Source organism: Actinacidiphila paucisporea, from assembly GCF_900142575.1.
Taxonomy (GTDB): Bacteria; Actinomycetota; Actinomycetes; order Streptomycetales; family Streptomycetaceae; genus Actinacidiphila; species Actinacidiphila paucisporea.
Genome location: NZ_FRBI01000003.1, coordinates 132,165 through 148,231, shown reverse-complemented (window position 1 = coordinate 148,231; position 16,067 = coordinate 132,165). Strand labels below are relative to the sequence as shown.

Annotated in this window: 17 protein-coding genes; 12 read left to right on the top strand and 5 right to left on the bottom strand. The window is 73.2% G+C overall.

The genetic code is table 11. The annotated features are described in order from the left end of the window. The first annotated feature begins 11 nt into the window (after window positions 1–11). Both BUE44_RS06705 and BUE44_RS06700 read left to right on the top strand, forming a co-directional pair. Window positions 12–827 (top strand): helix-turn-helix domain-containing protein, encoded by an 816-nt coding sequence (locus BUE44_RS06705; protein WP_073494835.1) that lies wholly within the window; start codon window positions 12–14, stop codon window positions 825–827. A gap of 61 nt (window positions 828–888) precedes the next feature. After that, complete coding sequence (locus tag BUE44_RS06700) at window positions 889–1,320, top strand: GNAT family N-acetyltransferase (protein ID WP_073494833.1); 432 nt, start codon at window positions 889–891, stop codon at window positions 1,318–1,320. A gap of 43 nt (window positions 1,321–1,363) precedes the next feature. Here the strand turns inward: BUE44_RS06700 and BUE44_RS06695 are convergent, their stop codons facing one another. Then, on the bottom strand, window positions 1,364–1,849 hold the full coding sequence (locus tag BUE44_RS06695; protein ID WP_073494831.1) for a hypothetical protein: 486 nt from the start codon (window positions 1,847–1,849) through the stop codon (window positions 1,364–1,366). A gap of 291 nt (window positions 1,850–2,140) precedes the next feature. Here BUE44_RS06695 and BUE44_RS06690 point away from each other — a divergent pair, with 291 nt between their 5' ends. From BUE44_RS06690 to BUE44_RS06665, 6 genes are all read left to right on the top strand, one after another. Continuing rightward, window positions 2,141–2,647, top strand: a complete 507-nt coding sequence (locus BUE44_RS06690) for a DinB family protein (protein ID WP_073495390.1) — start codon at window positions 2,141–2,143, stop codon at window positions 2,645–2,647. Between the two features lie 165 nt (window positions 2,648–2,812). Then, window positions 2,813–3,424, top strand: coding sequence for a Uma2 family endonuclease (locus BUE44_RS06685; protein WP_079189539.1), 612 nt, complete (start codon window positions 2,813–2,815; stop codon window positions 3,422–3,424). Between the two features lie 54 nt (window positions 3,425–3,478). Further along, the gene (locus BUE44_RS06680; RefSeq protein ID WP_073494829.1) at window positions 3,479–4,000 is read left to right on the top strand and encodes a GNAT family N-acetyltransferase; all 522 of its coding nucleotides are present in this window, start codon (window positions 3,479–3,481) and stop codon (window positions 3,998–4,000) included. Window positions 4,001–4,112: 112 nt separating this feature from the next. Further along, window positions 4,113–4,859, top strand: coding sequence for a D-Ala-D-Ala carboxypeptidase family metallohydrolase (locus BUE44_RS06675; protein ID WP_073494827.1), 747 nt, complete (start codon window positions 4,113–4,115; stop codon window positions 4,857–4,859). Window positions 4,860–5,475: 616 nt separating this feature from the next. Continuing rightward, entirely contained in the window at window positions 5,476–6,753 is a 1,278-nt protein-coding gene (locus BUE44_RS06670; protein WP_235001938.1) for an MFS transporter, read from the top strand. A 125-nt stretch (window positions 6,754–6,878) separates the two neighbouring features. Continuing rightward, window positions 6,879–7,082, top strand: coding sequence for a DUF4177 domain-containing protein (locus BUE44_RS06665; RefSeq protein WP_073494825.1), 204 nt, complete (start codon window positions 6,879–6,881; stop codon window positions 7,080–7,082). 42 nt (window positions 7,083–7,124) lie between these two features. On the opposite strand, the gene BUE44_RS06660 is transcribed toward BUE44_RS06665, so the two are convergent. Together BUE44_RS06660 and BUE44_RS06655 are read right to left on the bottom strand one after the other, a co-directional pair. After that, window positions 7,125–7,445 (bottom strand): hypothetical protein, encoded by a 321-nt coding sequence (locus BUE44_RS06660; protein WP_107415639.1) that lies wholly within the window; start codon window positions 7,443–7,445, stop codon window positions 7,125–7,127. A 76-nt stretch (window positions 7,446–7,521) separates the two neighbouring features. Further along, window positions 7,522–8,958, bottom strand: a complete 1,437-nt coding sequence (locus BUE44_RS06655; RefSeq protein ID WP_073494822.1) for an MFS transporter — start codon at window positions 8,956–8,958, stop codon at window positions 7,522–7,524. 174 nt (window positions 8,959–9,132) lie between these two features. Between BUE44_RS06655 and BUE44_RS06650 the strand changes: the two genes are divergently transcribed. The 4 genes from BUE44_RS06650 (at window position 9,133) to purM (ending at window position 14,136) form a co-directional block, all read left to right on the top strand. Further along, entirely contained in the window at window positions 9,133–10,113 is a 981-nt protein-coding gene (locus BUE44_RS06650) for a sigma-70 family RNA polymerase sigma factor (protein ID WP_073494820.1), read from the top strand. A gap of 48 nt (window positions 10,114–10,161) precedes the next feature. Continuing rightward, a complete protein-coding gene (locus BUE44_RS06645) occupies window positions 10,162–10,968 on the top strand; it encodes a sterol carrier family protein (RefSeq protein ID WP_073494818.1) in 807 nt (268 codons plus the stop codon). A gap of 525 nt (window positions 10,969–11,493) precedes the next feature. Beyond that, entirely contained in the window at window positions 11,494–13,011 is a 1,518-nt protein-coding gene (gene purF, locus BUE44_RS06640; protein WP_073494816.1) for an amidophosphoribosyltransferase, read from the top strand. A gap of 48 nt (window positions 13,012–13,059) precedes the next feature. Beyond that, entirely contained in the window at window positions 13,060–14,136 is a 1,077-nt protein-coding gene (purM, locus tag BUE44_RS06635) for a phosphoribosylformylglycinamidine cyclo-ligase (protein ID WP_073494814.1), read from the top strand. Window positions 14,137–14,280: 144 nt separating this feature from the next. Here purM and BUE44_RS06630 read toward each other — a convergent pair whose 3' ends face one another. Continuing rightward, window positions 14,281–14,550 carry a DUF3073 domain-containing protein gene (locus tag BUE44_RS06630; protein WP_073494812.1) on the bottom strand — a complete coding sequence of 90 codons (270 nt, stop codon included), beginning with the start codon at window positions 14,548–14,550 and terminating at the stop codon, window positions 14,281–14,283. Between the two features lie 257 nt (window positions 14,551–14,807). Continuing rightward, on the bottom strand, window positions 14,808–15,926 hold the full coding sequence (locus tag BUE44_RS06625; RefSeq protein WP_200804355.1) for a Leu/Phe/Val dehydrogenase: 1,119 nt from the start codon (window positions 15,924–15,926) through the stop codon (window positions 14,808–14,810). Between the last annotated feature and the right edge of the window lie 141 nt (window positions 15,927–16,067).

Sequence of the window (16,067 nt, the reverse complement as noted above, 5' to 3'; positions counted from 1 at the left end):
ACCGTTGGCATATGGCCGACTCGGTGATGGGAGCTTTCCTGCGGGCCCGCCGTGCCCGCCTCACCCCTGCCGACGTGGGGCTGGCGGCGGCCGGGCAGCGCAGGACGCCGGGGCTGCGGCGGGAGGAGGTGGCCGCCCTCGCGGGCATCTCGTCCGACTACTACACGCGGCTGGAGCAGGGGCGCCCCCGCGTCCCGACCCCCGCGGTGCTGGATGCCCTCGCGCGGGCCCTGCTGCTCACCGGCGCCGAACGCGCGTACCTGCACGAGATCGCCGCCCCGCGCCGCAGGGAAGCCCCCGCCCCGCCCCGGCCCGCCACCGCGGCGGCCCGTGCGCTGCTCGACGCGCTGCCGGACACCCCGGCGTTCGTGCTGGGACCCCGCTTCGACCTGCTGGCCTGGAATCCGCTGGGCAGCGCGCTGATGGCGGGCCTGGCCGAACGCCCGCCGCACGAGCGCAACCTGCTCTGGCAGGTCTTCTGCTGCCCTTACGGCGCCGCCGGCAACCGCGAGCCGACGGCCTCGATCGGCGCCCAACTGGTCGCGGCGCTCCGCACGCAGCACGCGGACCGTCCGGGCGACCCGGACCTCACCGGACTGGTGGCCAGGCTCTCCGCGTCGAGCCCGGAATTCGCCGCCGTGTGGGCGATGCACCGGGCCGGTTCCCCGGGCGAGGGCGAACTGCGGGTGCGCCACCCGCAGGTGGCCGCGGACACCCTCCGCTACACCGCCCTGGCCCTCCCGACCCCGGGCCACCATCTCTTCGTCTGCCTCTCCCCGCCCGGGGTCCCTTCCGCCTTCAGGCAGTTGGCCGCCGCGGGGTCGTAAGAGCCTTCCCGCGGGGGAAAACGGCTGGCCGGACCCTCGCCGGGACTGGTTGGGTGCGGGGATGAGCCAAGAACTGCCGGACGGCTACGAGGTATCCACCGACCCCGCGCGACTCGACGCCGCGCTGATCCACCAGTGGCTTTCACTGGACTCCTACTGGGCCCGCGGGGTGACGCGCGACAAGGTCGACGCCTCCCTCGCGGGATCGCTCAACTTCGGGGTCTATGACAGCGTCTCCGGCGCGCAGCTCGCCTATGCGCGGGTCGTCACCGACCGCGCCACCTTCGCGTGGCTCTGCGACGTCTACGTCGCTCCCGCCGCCCGCGGGAAGGGGATCGGGACGGGTCTGGTCGCCGCCGTACGCGATCACCTCGCGCCGTACGAGCTGCGCCGCGTCATGCTGGCCACGGCCGACGCGCACGCGGTCTACGCGAAGGTGGGCTTCGAGCCGGTCGCCGAGCCGGCGAAGTGGATGATCCTCGGCAGGCAGTGAGCGCCGGGCGGCCCACCCGGCGCTGCCGCCACGACGCAGGGGCCTATGTGGCGTTGAGGATGCGCCAGGCGACGATCCCGCGGTTCGCCGCCGCGCCGCCCACGTAGGCGCTGATCGCCCCGGTGTAGGGGAACCCGGTGGCCTTGTCGCCGCAAGTGACCTTCTTGTACGGAGCGTGGGCGGTCATCTGGACGACGATCCCGCCGTTGCCCGAGCACGCGATCTGCAGGAGATGCCGTCCCGGTGCCCTGTCGTCGACACCTGTGGCGGGCGCAGAGGCCCAGAAGTAGCCGGAAGACGTCGGGGCGTCGGTGAAGTCCTCGGGTATCCACTCGCCGACCAGGGCCAGCGCGGGCCGGGCCGCCTCGTGCAGGTCGGGCTCGGCGGGCGCGGTACCGCGCTGGGCCGTGTGCTTCGTGGCCGGTGGCGGCGCGGGCGACGCGTGCGACGCGCCGGAGCACGCGGTGAGTGCGAGCAGTGGTACGGCGGCGAGCAGCAGCGCCGCGCCGCGGTGATACCTGGACGTCATGGTGATCCCCCCTGGGAACAGGCTAACCGGGCAGGCCGCTTTTCGTACGGGGTTCGAAGGACCGGGGAGGCGGACAGCCCTCAGGCGTACGCCTTCCGGTCGGACATGTCCCGCATCGACCGGACCGGCGAGGCCGGCCAGGCCGGCTCCGGCGGCAGCGACGCCCCCGCGAGGAGCAGCAGCGTCGTCGCATCCGGCCGAGCCCAGGGACGGCCGCCGGCCGCACCCGCCGGTTTTCGGCGCCGCTTCGCCGGGACCGGACGGCACGGGGGCGTCGGCCACAATGGGCCGATGACCACAGAACGCCCCTGGCCCCCCTCCATCGCCGGCGAGCGCGAGACGCTGCGCGGCTTCCTCGACCACCACCGGGCGACGCTCGCCATGAAGTGCGAGGGCCTGACGGACGAGGAGTTGCGGCGGCGGTCCGTGCAGCCGTCGACGCTCAGCCTGCTCGGTCTCGTACGGCACATGGCCGAGGTCGAACGCGCCTGGTTCCGCCGGATCGTCGGCGGCGAGGACATCCCGCTCGTCTGGTCCGACGCGATGGACTTCCAGGTCGCCTACGACGCCACCGGGTCCACCCGCGCGGAGGCCTTCCAGGCCTGGCAGTCCGAGATCACCCACGCCCGCCGTATCGAGGCCGCGGCCCCGGACCTCGACGTGGTCGTCCACAACTCCCGCGCCCAGGAGGACGTCTCCCTGCGGACGATCATGGTCCACGTCATCCTCGAGTACGGCCGCCACAACGGCCACGCCGACCTCCTCCGCGAGGCCGTCGACGGCACGGTCGGCGCATAGCCGCGCCGAGCGCGGCGCCGCGACCGGGGCCGCGCGGCGGCTACGCTCGAATTCCACGCGCAGAAGCGCATCACAACGTCGAGTGTGATCATCCGGTCACGGTCGGTTCCATGATCCGATAGGATGACGAACCGAGCGTGAAGAACCGGACACAGGGAGGTACGGGTGACCGCTGTGGACGACCGGCCGCAGTCCCATGTTCACGCGCTGGAGCCGGCGGAGTTCGAGCGCCTGGCGTCCGTCGCGGCACGAGAGAGCGAAGGGCTCCGGCTGGAGCTCATCGGCGGAAAACTGGGGGTCAAGGCTGTGCCGGACGGGCTTCACACGGCAATGACAATGTGGCTGGTCCAGCAGTGCATGCAGCGGAAGCCGCAATGGATCGTCCACGTAGGGCTGGGGCTCAAGGTGGAGACGTATCGTCATGGGCGAGCGATTCCGGACGGGACCCTCGCGCCGATCGGGCATTTTGTCGGTGCCGGCGAGTGGGCCGAGCCCGACGGTGTGCTCATGACCCTGGAGGTCACGTCCTTCGACCGCGACACGACGCAGCGCGACCGTATCGACAAGCCGCGTGCCTACGCCGAGGCCGGCATCCCCGTGTTCCTGCTCATCGACCGCGACACCCGTGAGATCACCGTCCACAGCGAGCCGGGCAACGGCGTCTACGAGAAGAAGGTCACCGTCCCCTTCGGGAAGACCGTCATCCTCCCCGCACCCGTCGACATCGAGCTGGACACCGCCCAACTCCTCACCTGGGCGACCGCCGACAAGGGCTGAGGCGCGCGTCAAACGGCTCGCGCGCGCCGCGAGGCCTTTCCTATATTCGCGGGCATGCCCGAAATCCAGCTGCTCAGGCCCGACCACGCCGCCGCCCTGCTCGCCTTCGAACGGGAGAACCGGGGCTACTTCGCCGTGTCCGTCCCCGACCGCGGGGACGACTTCTTCGCCCGGTTCGACGAGCGGATGCGGGCGCTGCTGGCCGAACAGGAGGCCGGGGTCTGCTACTTCCACGTCGTGGTCGGCGCCGGAGGCGAGGTGCTGGGGCGGATCAACCTCATGGACGCGGCGGAGGGGTCGGCCGAACTCGGGTACCGGATCGCCGAGCGGGCGGCCGGGGCGGGCCTGGCCACCTGGGCCGTACGGGAGTTGTGCGGGATCGCCGCCAACAGCTACGGGCTGACCGAGCTGTGGGCGGGGACCACGCTCGACAACGCGGCGTCGCAGGCGGTGCTGGCGCGTACGGGCTTCCGCCTCGTCGGGGAGCGGCAATTCTCCGGGCGGCCGGGGCTGTTGTTCGCCCGCGGCCTTGCGGAGTTCACCGGGCGGCCAGGTGCGGCGGACGCCGGTCAGTGACGGCCTCCCGCGCCTCTTGAGTACCTCCCGCCCCGACGGCATGCTGGGTCCGCCGCGACCGCGGCAGGCACGGACCAGGCCGGAGACCATCCGGTAACCGAAAGGGACAACGATGACGTCCTCATCCCCGTTCAACCGCCGTACCCTGCTGCGCGGATCGCTGGCCGCAGGCGCCGGCGTGGCCCTCGGACCGGTACTGCTCTCCGGCTCGGCCTACGCCTACTCCTGGTCGCGCACCCTCTCGCAGGGGATGACCGGCGCCGACGTCACCGAACTCCAGATCCGCGTCGCCGGCTGGCCCACCAGCAGCCCCGGCCACACGCGGGTGGCCCTCGACGGGGACTTCGGCGCCGGCACCGCCGCCGCGGTCCGCCTCTTCCAGTCCGCGTACGGCCTGTCGTCCGACGGCGTCGTCGGCCCCGCCACGCAGGCGCAGCTCAACGCCCTCCAGCAGTCCGACGGTTCGACCTCCCACTTCAACTTCAGCGAGTTCACCGACCGCGTGAGCGGTACCTTCGACGGCGGCAAGGTCAGCGCGGCCGCCGCCAAGGAGAACGCCCGCCGCGCGATGTACAAGCTCGAAGCCCTCCGCAAGAAGCTGGGCAACGTGCCCATCACCGTCAACTCCGGCTTCCGCAGCATCGCGCACAACGCCGACATCGGCGGCGCGAGCGACAGCATGCACCTCTACGGCACCGCCGCCGACCTCGACGTCCCCGGCGTCGCCAACAAGACCGTCTACCAGAAGGCCGAGACCTGCGGCTTCTCCGGCCTGGAGACCTACAACACGGACCACCAGCACGTCGACAGCCGGGCGGACCTGGGCCGCGCCTGGTGGTGGGAGAACGGCACGGTGTGACGCCGTCGCTCCCCGGGTGCGCCGCGTCCGCCGGCAGGTACCGGCCGCCGGACGCGGCGCCCCCCCGGGGCGCCCTCCCGTCCGGCAGCCGCCCGCCGCGACCGTGCGACGTGGCCGTGCTCACCCCAGCAGCGCGACGCCCACCAGCATCACCCGTGGCGGGTGGACCGGAGGGAGGCCACCACCCGGGCGCGGGCCTCCTGCGCGGTCGACAGCAGGGCCTTGCGGCGGCTCGCCTCGCGGCGCACTGGGCGACGGCACCCCAGGTCATCAGGGTGGCGACCAGGGCGCCGCTACCGATGGGGGCCCAGCCGATGCCGGTGACGGCGAGGCGGACGACGAGGCCGGTCCAGGCGAGGCAGGCGGCCGTCACCGGGAGGGCCAGTTCGCTCCCGCGGCCGGTGCCGGACACGATGCGGAATTCGTACGGCCGGCCGGCCGGGAAGGGGACGGTGACCGGGCGGCCGGTCCAGGCCGCGTCGAGCGTGCCGTTGCGGTTGCCGGTGGTCGGCAGGCGCAGTTCCTCGCCAGCCGAGACGGCCGGTCGCCGCGGATGGTTGCGCGCGCGGGAAACAGACGTGGACGGCTCCGCACGGCCGGTGCGAGCATCGGGACGGTGGCCGTCAACGCAGCAGAACCGCTCCGCCGTCAGAGGGACTTCCTGCTGCTGTGGGGCGGCCAGACCGTCAGCGAGGTCGGGTCGCAGATCTCCGTGCTGGCGCTGCCGCTGGTGGCCGTCGTGGTGCTGAAGGCCAGTGCCTTCCAGGTGGGGCTGCTGTCGGCGGCGGCGACGAGCGCGTATCTGCTGGTGGCGCTGCCCGCGGGGGCCGTGGTGGACCGGGTCGCGAAGCGGCGGCTGATGATCGGGTGCAATCTCGGGCTGCTCGGCGTCGTCGGCTCGGTGCCGGTCGCGCACGCGGCGGGGGTGCTGAGCCTGGGGCAGCTGTACGGTGTCGCGCTCGCGTCCGGCGTGCTGTCCGTCTTCTTCTCCGTCGCCTACCAGGCCTATCTGCCGACCCTGCTGGACCGCGAGCAGCTGATGGACGGCAACGGAAGGCTCGCCGCCTCGCAGTCGGCCGCGCAGGTCGCCGGCCCGGGGGCGGGGGCGGTGCTGGTGACGCTGGTCGGGGCCGCGGCCGCGATGACCGCGGACGCGCTGTCCTTCGCCCTCTCCGCCGTCTCGCTCGCCGCGATACGCACCCGGGAGCCGCGCAGGGCAAAAGCCGGCCCCAGGACCGGCCTGCGGGCGCAGATCGGCGCGGGCCTGGCCCACGTGGTCAGGGACCCGATCCTGCGCAACGGGGTGGCCTTCAACGGCACCGCCAACTTCTTCGTGGTCATGGTGGAGACCCTCGGCCCGGTCTTCCTCGTCCGCACGCTGCACCTGCGTCCCGGGCTGGTCGGGCTGCTGCTCGCGCTGGGCGCGGTCGGCGGGGTCGCGGGCGGGATGGCGGCCAAGCCGCTGGCCCGGCGGGTGGGTTCGGCGCGGATCAGCTGGGTCGCGATGACCGTGCTGTCGCTGCCCGGGCTGCTGATCCCGCTGGCAGGGCGCGGCTGGTCGGCGCTGCTGTTCGGGGCGGGCTGGATCTCCTGGACCTTCGCCTCGACCGTCACCGGCATCTCGCTGGTCAGCTACCGGCAGGCGACCTGCCCGCCCGACCTGCTCGGCCGGGTGAGCGCCGCGGCCCGCTGGACCACCTGGGGCACCCTGCCGCTCGGCGGCCTCACCGGCGGGGCGCTCGCGTCCGCGCTCGGCGTCCGCACCACCTTGTGGATCGCGGTGTCCGGCGGCTGCTGCGCGGGCCTGTGGCTGTTCTTCTCGCCGCTGCGCCGGATGCGCGACATCCCGCTCGGGCGGCCCGCGGGACCGGCCCCGGCCGCGGGGGCGGCCTGACGGCGTACGGGCGCCCGTGGTTGGCTGTCCGGACGCACGACCGTCCGCGGACCGTCCACGCAGGGCCCGCGGATGCGCAGGGCGGAAGATCGTAGAGGCACAACGGACCCGAGCGAGGACAGCACATGTACGAGTACAAGGTCGTCTCCTTCCGCGAGTCGCTGATCGGCGACGCGCTCGACGGCGACAAGCTGGAGAAGACCCTCAACAAGCACGCGTCCGAGGGCTGGGCCCTGAAGGCCGTCACCGCGGCCGACGTGAAGGGCCGGATAGGCCCCGGCGCCGTCGAGGGCCTGCTGCTGACCTTCGAACGGCCGCGCCAGGGCTGAGCCGAGCAGCCGGGCGCGGCCGTCGCGCAGGCCGTGGACCGGTCAGGGCCGCGGCGCCCCCGGCAGGAAGCCGTACGAGCCGACCGCCGTCGCCGTGTCCCGCGAGCGGGTGCCGGGGACCAGGCGGTCGGCGAAGCCCTGCTGGAAGGCCGCGAAGGCCGCCGACCCGTCGAGCGGGCTGTCCGCGTCGCCGGTGACCGCGACGTGCAGGAAGGTCACCCCGTCGTCCAGCCGGAACGCGGCGTAGCGCAGGCCGCCCGGGTCCTGTTCGTTCAGCTCCGCCATCACCGCCTCGACCAGCCGCTGGTTCTCCGCGGCGGCTCCCGGGCGTGTCTGGTACCGGACGATCGCGACGTTCGACATGGTGCCTTCTTTCTCGGGGACAACCGCGGCCGATCCGCGGGAGTTCGCAGGCAGGGGAACAGCGGGACAGGTGGGGTCACCGGGCGCCGCGGACGGTACGGGCCAGCGAGGCGCCGCCCGCGACTCCGACCACCGACAGCGCCGCCATCCACTCCGACGTGGTGGCGATGGCGTGGCCCGACGGGTGCGAGCCGGCGAGCGACAGGAAGACCGTGCCGAAGGCGGCGACGCCGACGACCTGGCCGAGCTGCATCGTCGTGGTCAGCAGGCCGCCGGCGTCCGGGGCCTGCTCGGGTCGCACCCCGACCAGCGCCAGCGCCAGCAGCGGGCTCAGCGACAGACCCATGCCGACGCCGGCGAGCACCATCGCCGCCCAGAGCAGCGGGCTGTCCTGCGAGCCGTCGTGCAGGCCCGCCGCGATGCCCAGGTAGCCGAGCGCGCACAGCGCGAGGCCGGCGGCGGGCAGCAGGTGGTGGACGCGGCTCGGCAGCTTGCGCCAGAAGAAGCCGACGACGCCGAAGACCGCCGCGAGCGGGAAGAAGGCGAGGCCGGCGCGCAGCGCGCTGTCGCCGAGGCCGAGTTGCAGGTGCAGTGCGAGGGTGAACAGGAAGCCCCCGTAGGCGACCTGCATGCACCCCAGGGTGGCGATGCCGGCGGCCAGGCCGGGCGCGCGCAGCACCGCGAGGTCCAGCAGCGGGTCGCCGCCGCGGTCCGCGACGCGCCGCTCGACCAGGACGAAGACGGTCGCGAGGACGGCGCCCGCCGCCATGCAGGCGTAGGTCCAGGCGGGCCAGCCGGTCTCGTGGCCCAGCACCAGCGGCAGCACCACCAGGATCACCGCGGGGACGGCGAGGGCCAGCCCGGCGAAGTCCAGCCGCCGGGTGCCGCGCGGCTCGTCGGCGGGGACCAGCCGCGGGACCAGTGCCACCAGCAGGGCGCCGAGCGGCACGTTGACCAGGAAGACCGGCCGCCAGGCGGTGCCCAGCAGGTCCGCGCCGACCAAGAAGCCGCCGAGCACCAGGCCCGCGACCGCCCCGACGGACAGCACCGCGCCGTACGCGGACAGTGCCTTCGCGCGCGCCGGGCCGGTGAAGCGCATCTGGATGACGCTCATGATCTGCGGCACCATCACCGCCGCGCCCGCGCCCTGCACCAGCCGGGCGCCGACCAGCACGGCGGTGTCGGGGGCGAGCCCGCACAGCAGCGAGGTGAGCGTGAAGACGCAGGCGCCGACCAGGTACATCCTGCGCCGCCCGTAGAGGTCCCCGAGCCGGGCGCCGGTGATCAGCAGCATCGCGTACGCGACGGTGTAGCCGCCGACCACCATCTGCAGAGCCGCCCCCGAGGAGTGCAGGCCGGCGCCGATGGCGGGTGTCGCCACGTTGACGATCGTGACGTCGAGCAGGCCCATGAACTGCCCGAGCAGCAGTACGGCCAGCATCAGCCACGGCCGCTGCTCCTGTGTCGCGGCGGCGGGGCCTGCGGGCCGGGCGGTGAGCTCCGGACTGGCCATGTGTCGTTTCCTTCCCTGCGGTGTCGGGTCGTGCCGTCACCCGGTACCGATACGGCCGGCCGGCCGATGTCATCGGTGGGGCGGCCGGGAGGGTGACCGATGAGGTCGCGGTGCCGCCGGGGTCTTCACTGGGGGAGGGCACGCGATGTGCCCGCAAGCCGGCAGGGAGCGGCCTTGGATACCGATGGATCGGTCACTGACGAAGCGGAGTTCGGTCGGCTCACCGGCCCGTACCGCGGCGAGCTGCAGGCGTACTGCTACCGGATGCTCGGCTCCGCGCACGACGCCGAGGACCTGGTGCAGGACACGCTGCTGCGCGCCTGGCGGGCCTACGGCGGCTTCGAGGGGCGGTCGTCGCTGCGCACCTGGCTGTACCGGATCGCGACCAACGTCTGCCTGCGGGCGCTGGAGAGCCGCAGCCGCCGCCCAATGCCGTCCGGGCTCGGCGCCCCGGCGGACGACCCGGACGCACCCGTGCTCGCGGCGGCCCCCGAGGTGCCCTGGCTCGAACCCTTCCCCGACGCGCCCGGCGACGCCGACGACCCGGGCGCGATCGTGGCGTCCAGGGCCGGGATGCGGCTGGCGCTGATCGCGGCCCTGCAGTACCTGCCGCCACGGCAGCGGGCCGCGCTGATCCTGCGGGACGTGCTGGACTGGCCGGGTCCGCAGGCCGCGGACCTGCTGGGGGTGTCCCTCGCCGCGCTCAACAGCCTGCTCCAGCGGGCCCGTACGCAGTTGCGGCAGGCCGCGCCCGCGGAGGACGACCTCGTTGAGCCGACCGACCCGGACCGCCTCGCCCTGCTGGACCGCTACGCGACCGCCTTCCAGAACGCCGACATCGCCGCGCTGACCCGGCTGCTCACCGACGACGCGGTCTACGAGATGCCGCCCGTCCCCACCTGGTTCGCCGGCGGCGCCGCGGTCGCCGCCTTCGCCGCGTCCCGGGCGCCCGCGGACCCGTCGGCCCTGCGGATCGTCCGTACCGCGGCGAACGCTGGGCCGGCGCTTGCCACCTACCGCCGCGGTCCCGACGGCGTCCACCGCGCGCACTCCCTCCAGGTCCCGGCCTTCGACGGCCCCCGCATCGCCCGCCTGACCTCCTTCCAGGACCCCGCCCTCTTCCCGCTGTTCGGCCTGCCGGCCGCTCTCGGCTGACCCCCGGCCGGTCCGCCCGCCCCGGGGCCGGGGCCCTACCCTGGCCGTATGCCTCCTGCCAGCCGCCGCCGCGCGCGGACGTACGACCCCGACCGGACCTGGGACGCGCTGGTCGCGCAGGCGGGGCATGTGCGGGACGCCGTACGGGGGCTGCCCGCGGAGGCGTACGGCGGGGCGGCCGGGCTGCCCGGATGGGACGTGCGGCTGCTGGTCGCGCACATCGTGCGGCAGGTGGACGTGCTCGGGGTGCTGCTGGGCGAGCCCGAGCCGGTGCCCGGCGGGAAGCTGACCGGGCTGGACGCGTGGACGCAGGAGACCGGGCCGATCGCCGACCGGCTGGACGCCTCGACGCGGGCGGCCGAGCAGGCGATGGACGACCCGGTGGCCGCGATCGAGGCGGCGGTGGACGGGCTCGGCGCGCTGCGGAAGGAGGCGCTGCGGCCCGGCAGGCTGCTCGCGGAGCCCTTCGGCGGGATGCGGGCGCTGGACTTCACGGTGACGCGGCTGGTGGAACTGGTCGTGCACAGCGACGACCTGGCCCGCGCGACGGGCCGCGAGGTGGCGCTGGACCGGCAGGCGGTGGCCGCGGTGGTGCGGGTGCTGGCGGACGCGCTCGCCGCGAAGGCGCCGGGCAACGCGGTGGAGGTGCGGGTGCCGCCCTACGCGGCGGTGCAGTGCGTCGAGGGCCCGCGGCACACCCGCGGCACCCCGCCGAACGTGGTGGAGACCGACCCGCTGACCTGGATCCGGCTCGCCACCGGGCGTACGGGCTGGGCCGAGGCGCTGGAGACCGCCGCCGTCGCGGCCAGCGGGGAACGCGCGGACCTGGGTCCGTACCTGCCGGTCATGCGCTGACACCGGGGGCATACGGCGACGTGATCGTCACTCACTTCGCGGCCATTGTGCCCGAATATGCCCGGTAATGGGTATGGCGTATTTGCGCCGGAAATCCCCGTCGGTATATGCCGCGCCTGTCGGCTTTTCTAGGATTATGACGACGGGCTCAGCCGGAATGTCGCATTTCGGCGTGCTGTTCCGTCCGGGATACGCGCCCGCCGGAACCCCCGTACCGGCGGGCGTTTCCGTGCCCCGGCGGCCCCGCGTGACCCCCGGTGCCCTCCGGCGGCTCTCCGCAGCGGCGGTTTCCGGCCATCCGCCGCCGCTGCCGCGCGGCGCGCGGCGCGGTCGACCTAAGATGCGGGCGCAGACCGTCGGCCGGGTGCACGCACATCCCCTTACCGGCCGGCCCGCCCGTACCTTGGGGGGCACGTCACACCCCCGTGTCCCCCAAGGCGCTACGCGCATAGAAACAGTGATCGGGCACGTCCGGGGCACGTCCCTCGTTCGGACGACGGGCGAACCTGCCCTAGACTCGGTGTTGTGCCTCGTGGTGACGGACGACTCAGCCACGACCTGCTCCCCGGTGAGAAAGGCCCCCAGGACGCGTGTGGCGTCTTCGGTGTCTGGGCCCCCGGCGAAGAGGTCGCCAAGCTCACCTATTTCGGGCTGTACGCCCTGCAGCACCGCGGACAGGAGTCCGCGGGCATCGCAGTGAGCAACGGCTCCCAGATTCTGGTCTTCAAGGACATGGGACTGGTGTCCCAGGTCTTCGACGAGACCTCACTCGGCTCGCTGACCGGCCATATCGCCGTCGGCCACGCCCGCTACTCGACCACCGGCGCCTCGGTGTGGGAGAACGCGCAGCCGACCTTCCGCGCGACCGCCCACGGCTCCATCGCCCTCGGGCACAACGGCAACCTGGTCAACACGGCCGAGCTGGCCGGGATGGTCGCCGACATGCCGCAGACCCCGGGCCGTACCACCCGGGTCGCCGCGACCAACGACACCGACCTGATCACCGCACTGCTCGCCGGGCAGACCGGTCCCGACGGCACCCCGCTGTCGGTCGAGCAGGCCGCGCCCCAGGTTCTGCCGAAGATCAAGGGCGCCTTCAGCCTCGTCTACATGGACGAGCACACCCTCTACGCGGCCCGCGACCCGCAGGGCATCCGCCCGCTGGTGCTCGGCCGGCTGGAGCGCGGCTGGGTCGTCGCCTCCGAGAGCGCCGCCCTCGACATCTGCGGCGCCAGCTTCGTCCGGGAGATCGAGCCCGGCGAGCTGATCGCGATCGACGAGCAGGGGCTGCGGTCCTCCCGCTTCGCCGAGGCCCGCCCCAAGGGCTGCGTGTTCGAATACGTCTACCTGGCGCGCCCCGACACCGACATCGCGGGCCGCAACGTCTACCTCTCCCGGGTGGAGATGGGCCGCCGCCTCGCCAAGGAGGCGCCGGTCGAAGCCGACCTGGTCATACCGACCCCGGAGTCCGGCACCCCGGCCGCGGTGGGTTACGCCGAGGCCAGCGGTATCCCGTACGGCTCCGGACTGGTCAAGAACAGCTACGTGGGCCGGACCTTCATCCAGCCGTCGCAGACCATCAGGCAGCTCGGCATCAGGCTCAAGCTCAACCCGCTCAAGGAAGTCATCCGCGGCAAGCGGCTGGTCGTCGTCGACGACTCGATCGTCCGCGGCAACACCCAGCGCGCCCTGGTGCGGATGCTGCGCGAGGCGGGCGCCGCCGAGGTCCACGTACGGATCTCCTCACCGCCGGTGAAGTGGCCCTGCTTCTTCGGCATCGACTTCGCCACCCGCGCCGAGCTGATCGCCAACGGCATGACCGTCGAGGAGATCGGCACCTCGCTGGGCGCCGACTCGCTCGCGTACATCTCGCTCGACGCCATGGTCGAGGCGACCACGATCGCCAAGCCCAACCTGTGCCGCGCCTGCTTCGACGGCGAGTACCCCATGGACCTGCCCGACCCCGAGCTGCTGGGCAAGCAGCTGCTCGAAGTCGAGCTGGCGGGCGGCCCGGACGCCGCCGACGCCCTGCGCAGGCCGTGACCCCCCGCCGCCCCGCATCCCGACACGCCCGACACGAAAGTGCCAGCAATGCCTGAGACAACCGGAACGACCGGTGCCAGCTACGCCGCAGCGGGCGTCGACATCGAGGCCGGCGACCGTGCCGTGACCCTGATGAAGGAGTGGGTGCGCAAGGCCACCCGCCCCGAGGTCGTCGGCGGGATCGGCGGCTTCGCGGGCCTCTTCGACGCCTCGGCGCTCAAGCGCTACGAGCGGCCGCTGCTGGCCTCCGCGACCGACGGCGTCGGCACCAAGGTCGACATCGCCCGCCGGATGGGCGTCTACGACACCATCGGCCACGACCTGGTCGGCATGGTCGTGGACGACCTGGTCGTGTGCGGGGCCGAGCCGCTGTTCATGACCGACTACATCTGCGTCGGCAAGGTCCACCCCGAGCGGGTCGCCGCCATCGTCAAGGGCATCGCCGAGGGCTGCGTGCTGGCCGGCTGCGCCCTGGTCGGCGGCGAGACCGCCGAGCACCCCGGGCTGCTGGGTCCCGACGACTTCGACGTCGCGGGCGCGGGCACCGGCGTGGTCGAGGCCGACCGGCTGCTGGGCGCCGAGCGCATCCGTACGGGTGACGCGGTGATCGCCATCGAGTCCTCCGGACTTCACTCGAACGGGTACAGCCTGGTCCGCCATGTGCTCTTCGACCGGGCCGGCTGGGGGCTGGAGCGGGAGGTTCCCGAGCTGGGCAGGACGCTCGGCGAGGAGCTGCTGGAGCCCACCAGGATCTACTCGCTGGACTGCCTGGCCCTGACCCGTACCGCCGAGGTGCACGCCTTCTCGCACATCACCGGCGGCGGCCTGGCCAACAACCTGGCCCGGGTCGTCCCGGACGGCCTGCGCGCCACCGTCGACCGTGCGACCTGGACGCCGGCCCCGATCTTCGGCCTGGTCGGCGCGGCCGGGCAGGTGGAGCGGGCCGAGCTGGAGAAGACGCTGAACATGGGCGTCGGCATGATCGCCGTGGTGCCGCAGGAGTCCGTCGAGGTGGCGCTGGCCACGCTGGCCGACCGGGGCGTGGGCGCGTGGGTCGCGGGCGAGGTCACGGCACGCGAAAGCGGCGCGGCCGCCGTGGAGCTGGTCGGTGACTACGCCGGCTGACCCGGTGGGTGCGCGGTTCCCCGGGCGTACGGACGGCCTGCCGGCCGGAACCGTACGCCGGACCGCCCGCTCCGGAGCACGACGAAACCCGGTCCGGGGCTGGTCGCCCCCGGCCGGGTCAGCGTGTGTGGTGTCCTCGCTGCGTCAAGCGCGACGACGCTGCGACGAGGACGGTGAGTCGGACGACTGCTCGTCCTCGTCCTCGCCGTCGTCGTTGTACAGATCCGCGTACTGAGCGTACGGGTCGTCGTCGTCCAACTCGTCGTCATCGTCCTCGACAGGCTCCGGATTAACCGGCCTCGACGGCGATGCGCCCAGCTCGTCGGCCAGACGTGAGAGATCCGTACCGCCGCTGTTGTACTTCAGCTGGCGGGCGACCTTCGTCTGCTTGGCCTTGGCCCGGCCGCGCCCCATGGCTCGACCCCCTTAACGGCGGGGCTCAACGGCCCCGAGTCTTGACACGCGTTCATGATGCGGAGCGGTCTCTCCGGAGAGAGACCGGTCCGTAGGGCCCCAACGGTACCTGCTTCCGACGCCGCACGGTACGTCGCCCGCACGACGCGCGTCGGATCAGGGGTGCTTCACGACCCTGTCCTGCCTGGTCAGGCCCGATTTTACCTTCTTCTAGCGCGAACTTGCTATCGGGCCGTGCGTTCGGTCACGTGCGTCACTCAAGGACGCAGCCATTCCGCCGCCGGGGTGCGCTCCGCCATCCGGAGTTCGGCGAGCCGGTCGGCGGCGACCGCGGGCGGCACGCCGTCGGCCTTCGCGCGATCGAAAATGGCCAGTGTCGTGTCGTAGATCTTCGTCGCCTTGGCCTTGGCGCGGTCGAAATCGAAACCGTGCAGTTCGTCCGCGACCTGGATCACCCCGCCGGCGTTCACGACGTAGTCGGGCGCGTAGAGGATGCCGCGGTCGGCGAGGTCCTTCTCGACGCCGGGGTGGGCGAGCTGGTTGTTGGCCGCGCCGCACACCACGGTCGCGGTCAGCGCCGCCACCGTCGCGTCGTCCAGGGCGTGGCCGAGCGCGCACGGGGCGTAGACGTCCAACGGGGTGCGCACCAGCACGTCCGCGTCGCTGACCGCGCCGACCTGCGGGTGGCGCGCGAGGATCGCGTCCACCGCGTCGGTCCGCACGTCCGTGACGACGACCTCGGCCCCGTCGTCGAGCAGGTGCTGCACCAGGTGCTTGCCGACCTTGCCGACGCCGGCGACGCCGACCCGGCGGCCGCGCAGCGACGGCTCGCCCCACTGGACGCGGGCGGCGGCGCGCATGCCCTGGAAGACACCGAAGGCGGTGAGCACCGAGGAGTCGCCCGCGCCGCCGTTCTCCGGCGAGCGGCCGGTGGTCCAGCGGTTCTCGCGGGCGACGACGTCCATGTCGGCCACGTAGGTGCCGACGTCGCACGCGGTCACGTAGCGGCCGCCGAGCGAGGCCACGAAGCGGCCGTAGGCGAGCAGCAGCCGCTCGGACTTGTCGGTGTCGGGGTCGCCGATGATCACGGCCTTGCCGCCGCCGTGGTCGAGACCGGCCAGCGCGTTCTTGTACGACATGCCGCGGGCGAGGTTGAGCGCGTCCTCGACGGCCTCGTCGTCCGAGGCGTACGGGAAGAAGCGGGTACCGCCCAGGGCGGGGCCCAGGGCGGTGGAGTGGAGCGCGATCACGGCCTTCAGGCCCGAGTCGCGGTCCTGGCAGAGAACGACCTGCTCGTGTCCGCCCTGCTCCGATCGGAACAGCTTGGCGACGACGCTTTCGGTCTGTCGTACGTCAGTCACGGTGGTGACTCCCATAGTCCAGTGGTCCCAGTGCTTTCTGGATTGTCGCGCCCCCCGTGCGGGTGGCGGAGGGGTTGATGGCGACAGCGTAGGCCCTGTGCGCCCGCGCGGGGGTCAGCGCGGGTGGCCGGGATCACGTCCGGGCGGGGGCGCCTC

Bases quoted from the DNA above. Each gene is read 5' to 3' on its own strand.
- BUE44_RS06705 (WP_073494835.1), top strand. From the start codon at position 12: ATGGCCGACTCGGTGATGGGAGCTTTCCTGCGGGCCCGCCGTGCCCGC.
- BUE44_RS06700 (WP_073494833.1), top strand. From the start codon at position 889: ATGAGCCAAGAACTGCCGGACGGCTACGAGGTATCCACCGACCCCGCG.
- BUE44_RS06695 (WP_073494831.1), bottom strand. From the start codon at position 1,849: ATGACGTCCAGGTATCACCGCGGCGCGGCGCTGCTGCTCGCCGCCGTA.
- BUE44_RS06690 (WP_073495390.1), top strand. From the start codon at position 2,141: ATGACCACAGAACGCCCCTGGCCCCCCTCCATCGCCGGCGAGCGCGAG.
- BUE44_RS06680 (WP_073494829.1), top strand. From the start codon at position 3,479: ATGCCCGAAATCCAGCTGCTCAGGCCCGACCACGCCGCCGCCCTGCTC.
- BUE44_RS06675 (WP_073494827.1), top strand. From the start codon at position 4,113: ATGACGTCCTCATCCCCGTTCAACCGCCGTACCCTGCTGCGCGGATCG.
- BUE44_RS06665 (WP_073494825.1), top strand. From the start codon at position 6,879: ATGTACGAGTACAAGGTCGTCTCCTTCCGCGAGTCGCTGATCGGCGAC.
- BUE44_RS06660 (WP_107415639.1), bottom strand. From the start codon at position 7,445: ATGTCGAACGTCGCGATCGTCCGGTACCAGACACGCCCGGGAGCCGCC.
- BUE44_RS06655 (WP_073494822.1), bottom strand. From the start codon at position 8,958: ATGGCCAGTCCGGAGCTCACCGCCCGGCCCGCAGGCCCCGCCGCCGCG.
- BUE44_RS06645 (WP_073494818.1), top strand. From the start codon at position 10,162: ATGCCTCCTGCCAGCCGCCGCCGCGCGCGGACGTACGACCCCGACCGG.
- purM (WP_073494814.1), top strand. From the start codon at position 13,060: ATGCCTGAGACAACCGGAACGACCGGTGCCAGCTACGCCGCAGCGGGC.
- BUE44_RS06630 (WP_073494812.1), bottom strand. From the start codon at position 14,550: ATGGGGCGCGGCCGGGCCAAGGCCAAGCAGACGAAGGTCGCCCGCCAG.
- BUE44_RS06625 (WP_200804355.1), bottom strand. From the start codon at position 15,926: ATGGGAGTCACCACCGTGACTGACGTACGACAGACCGAAAGCGTCGTC.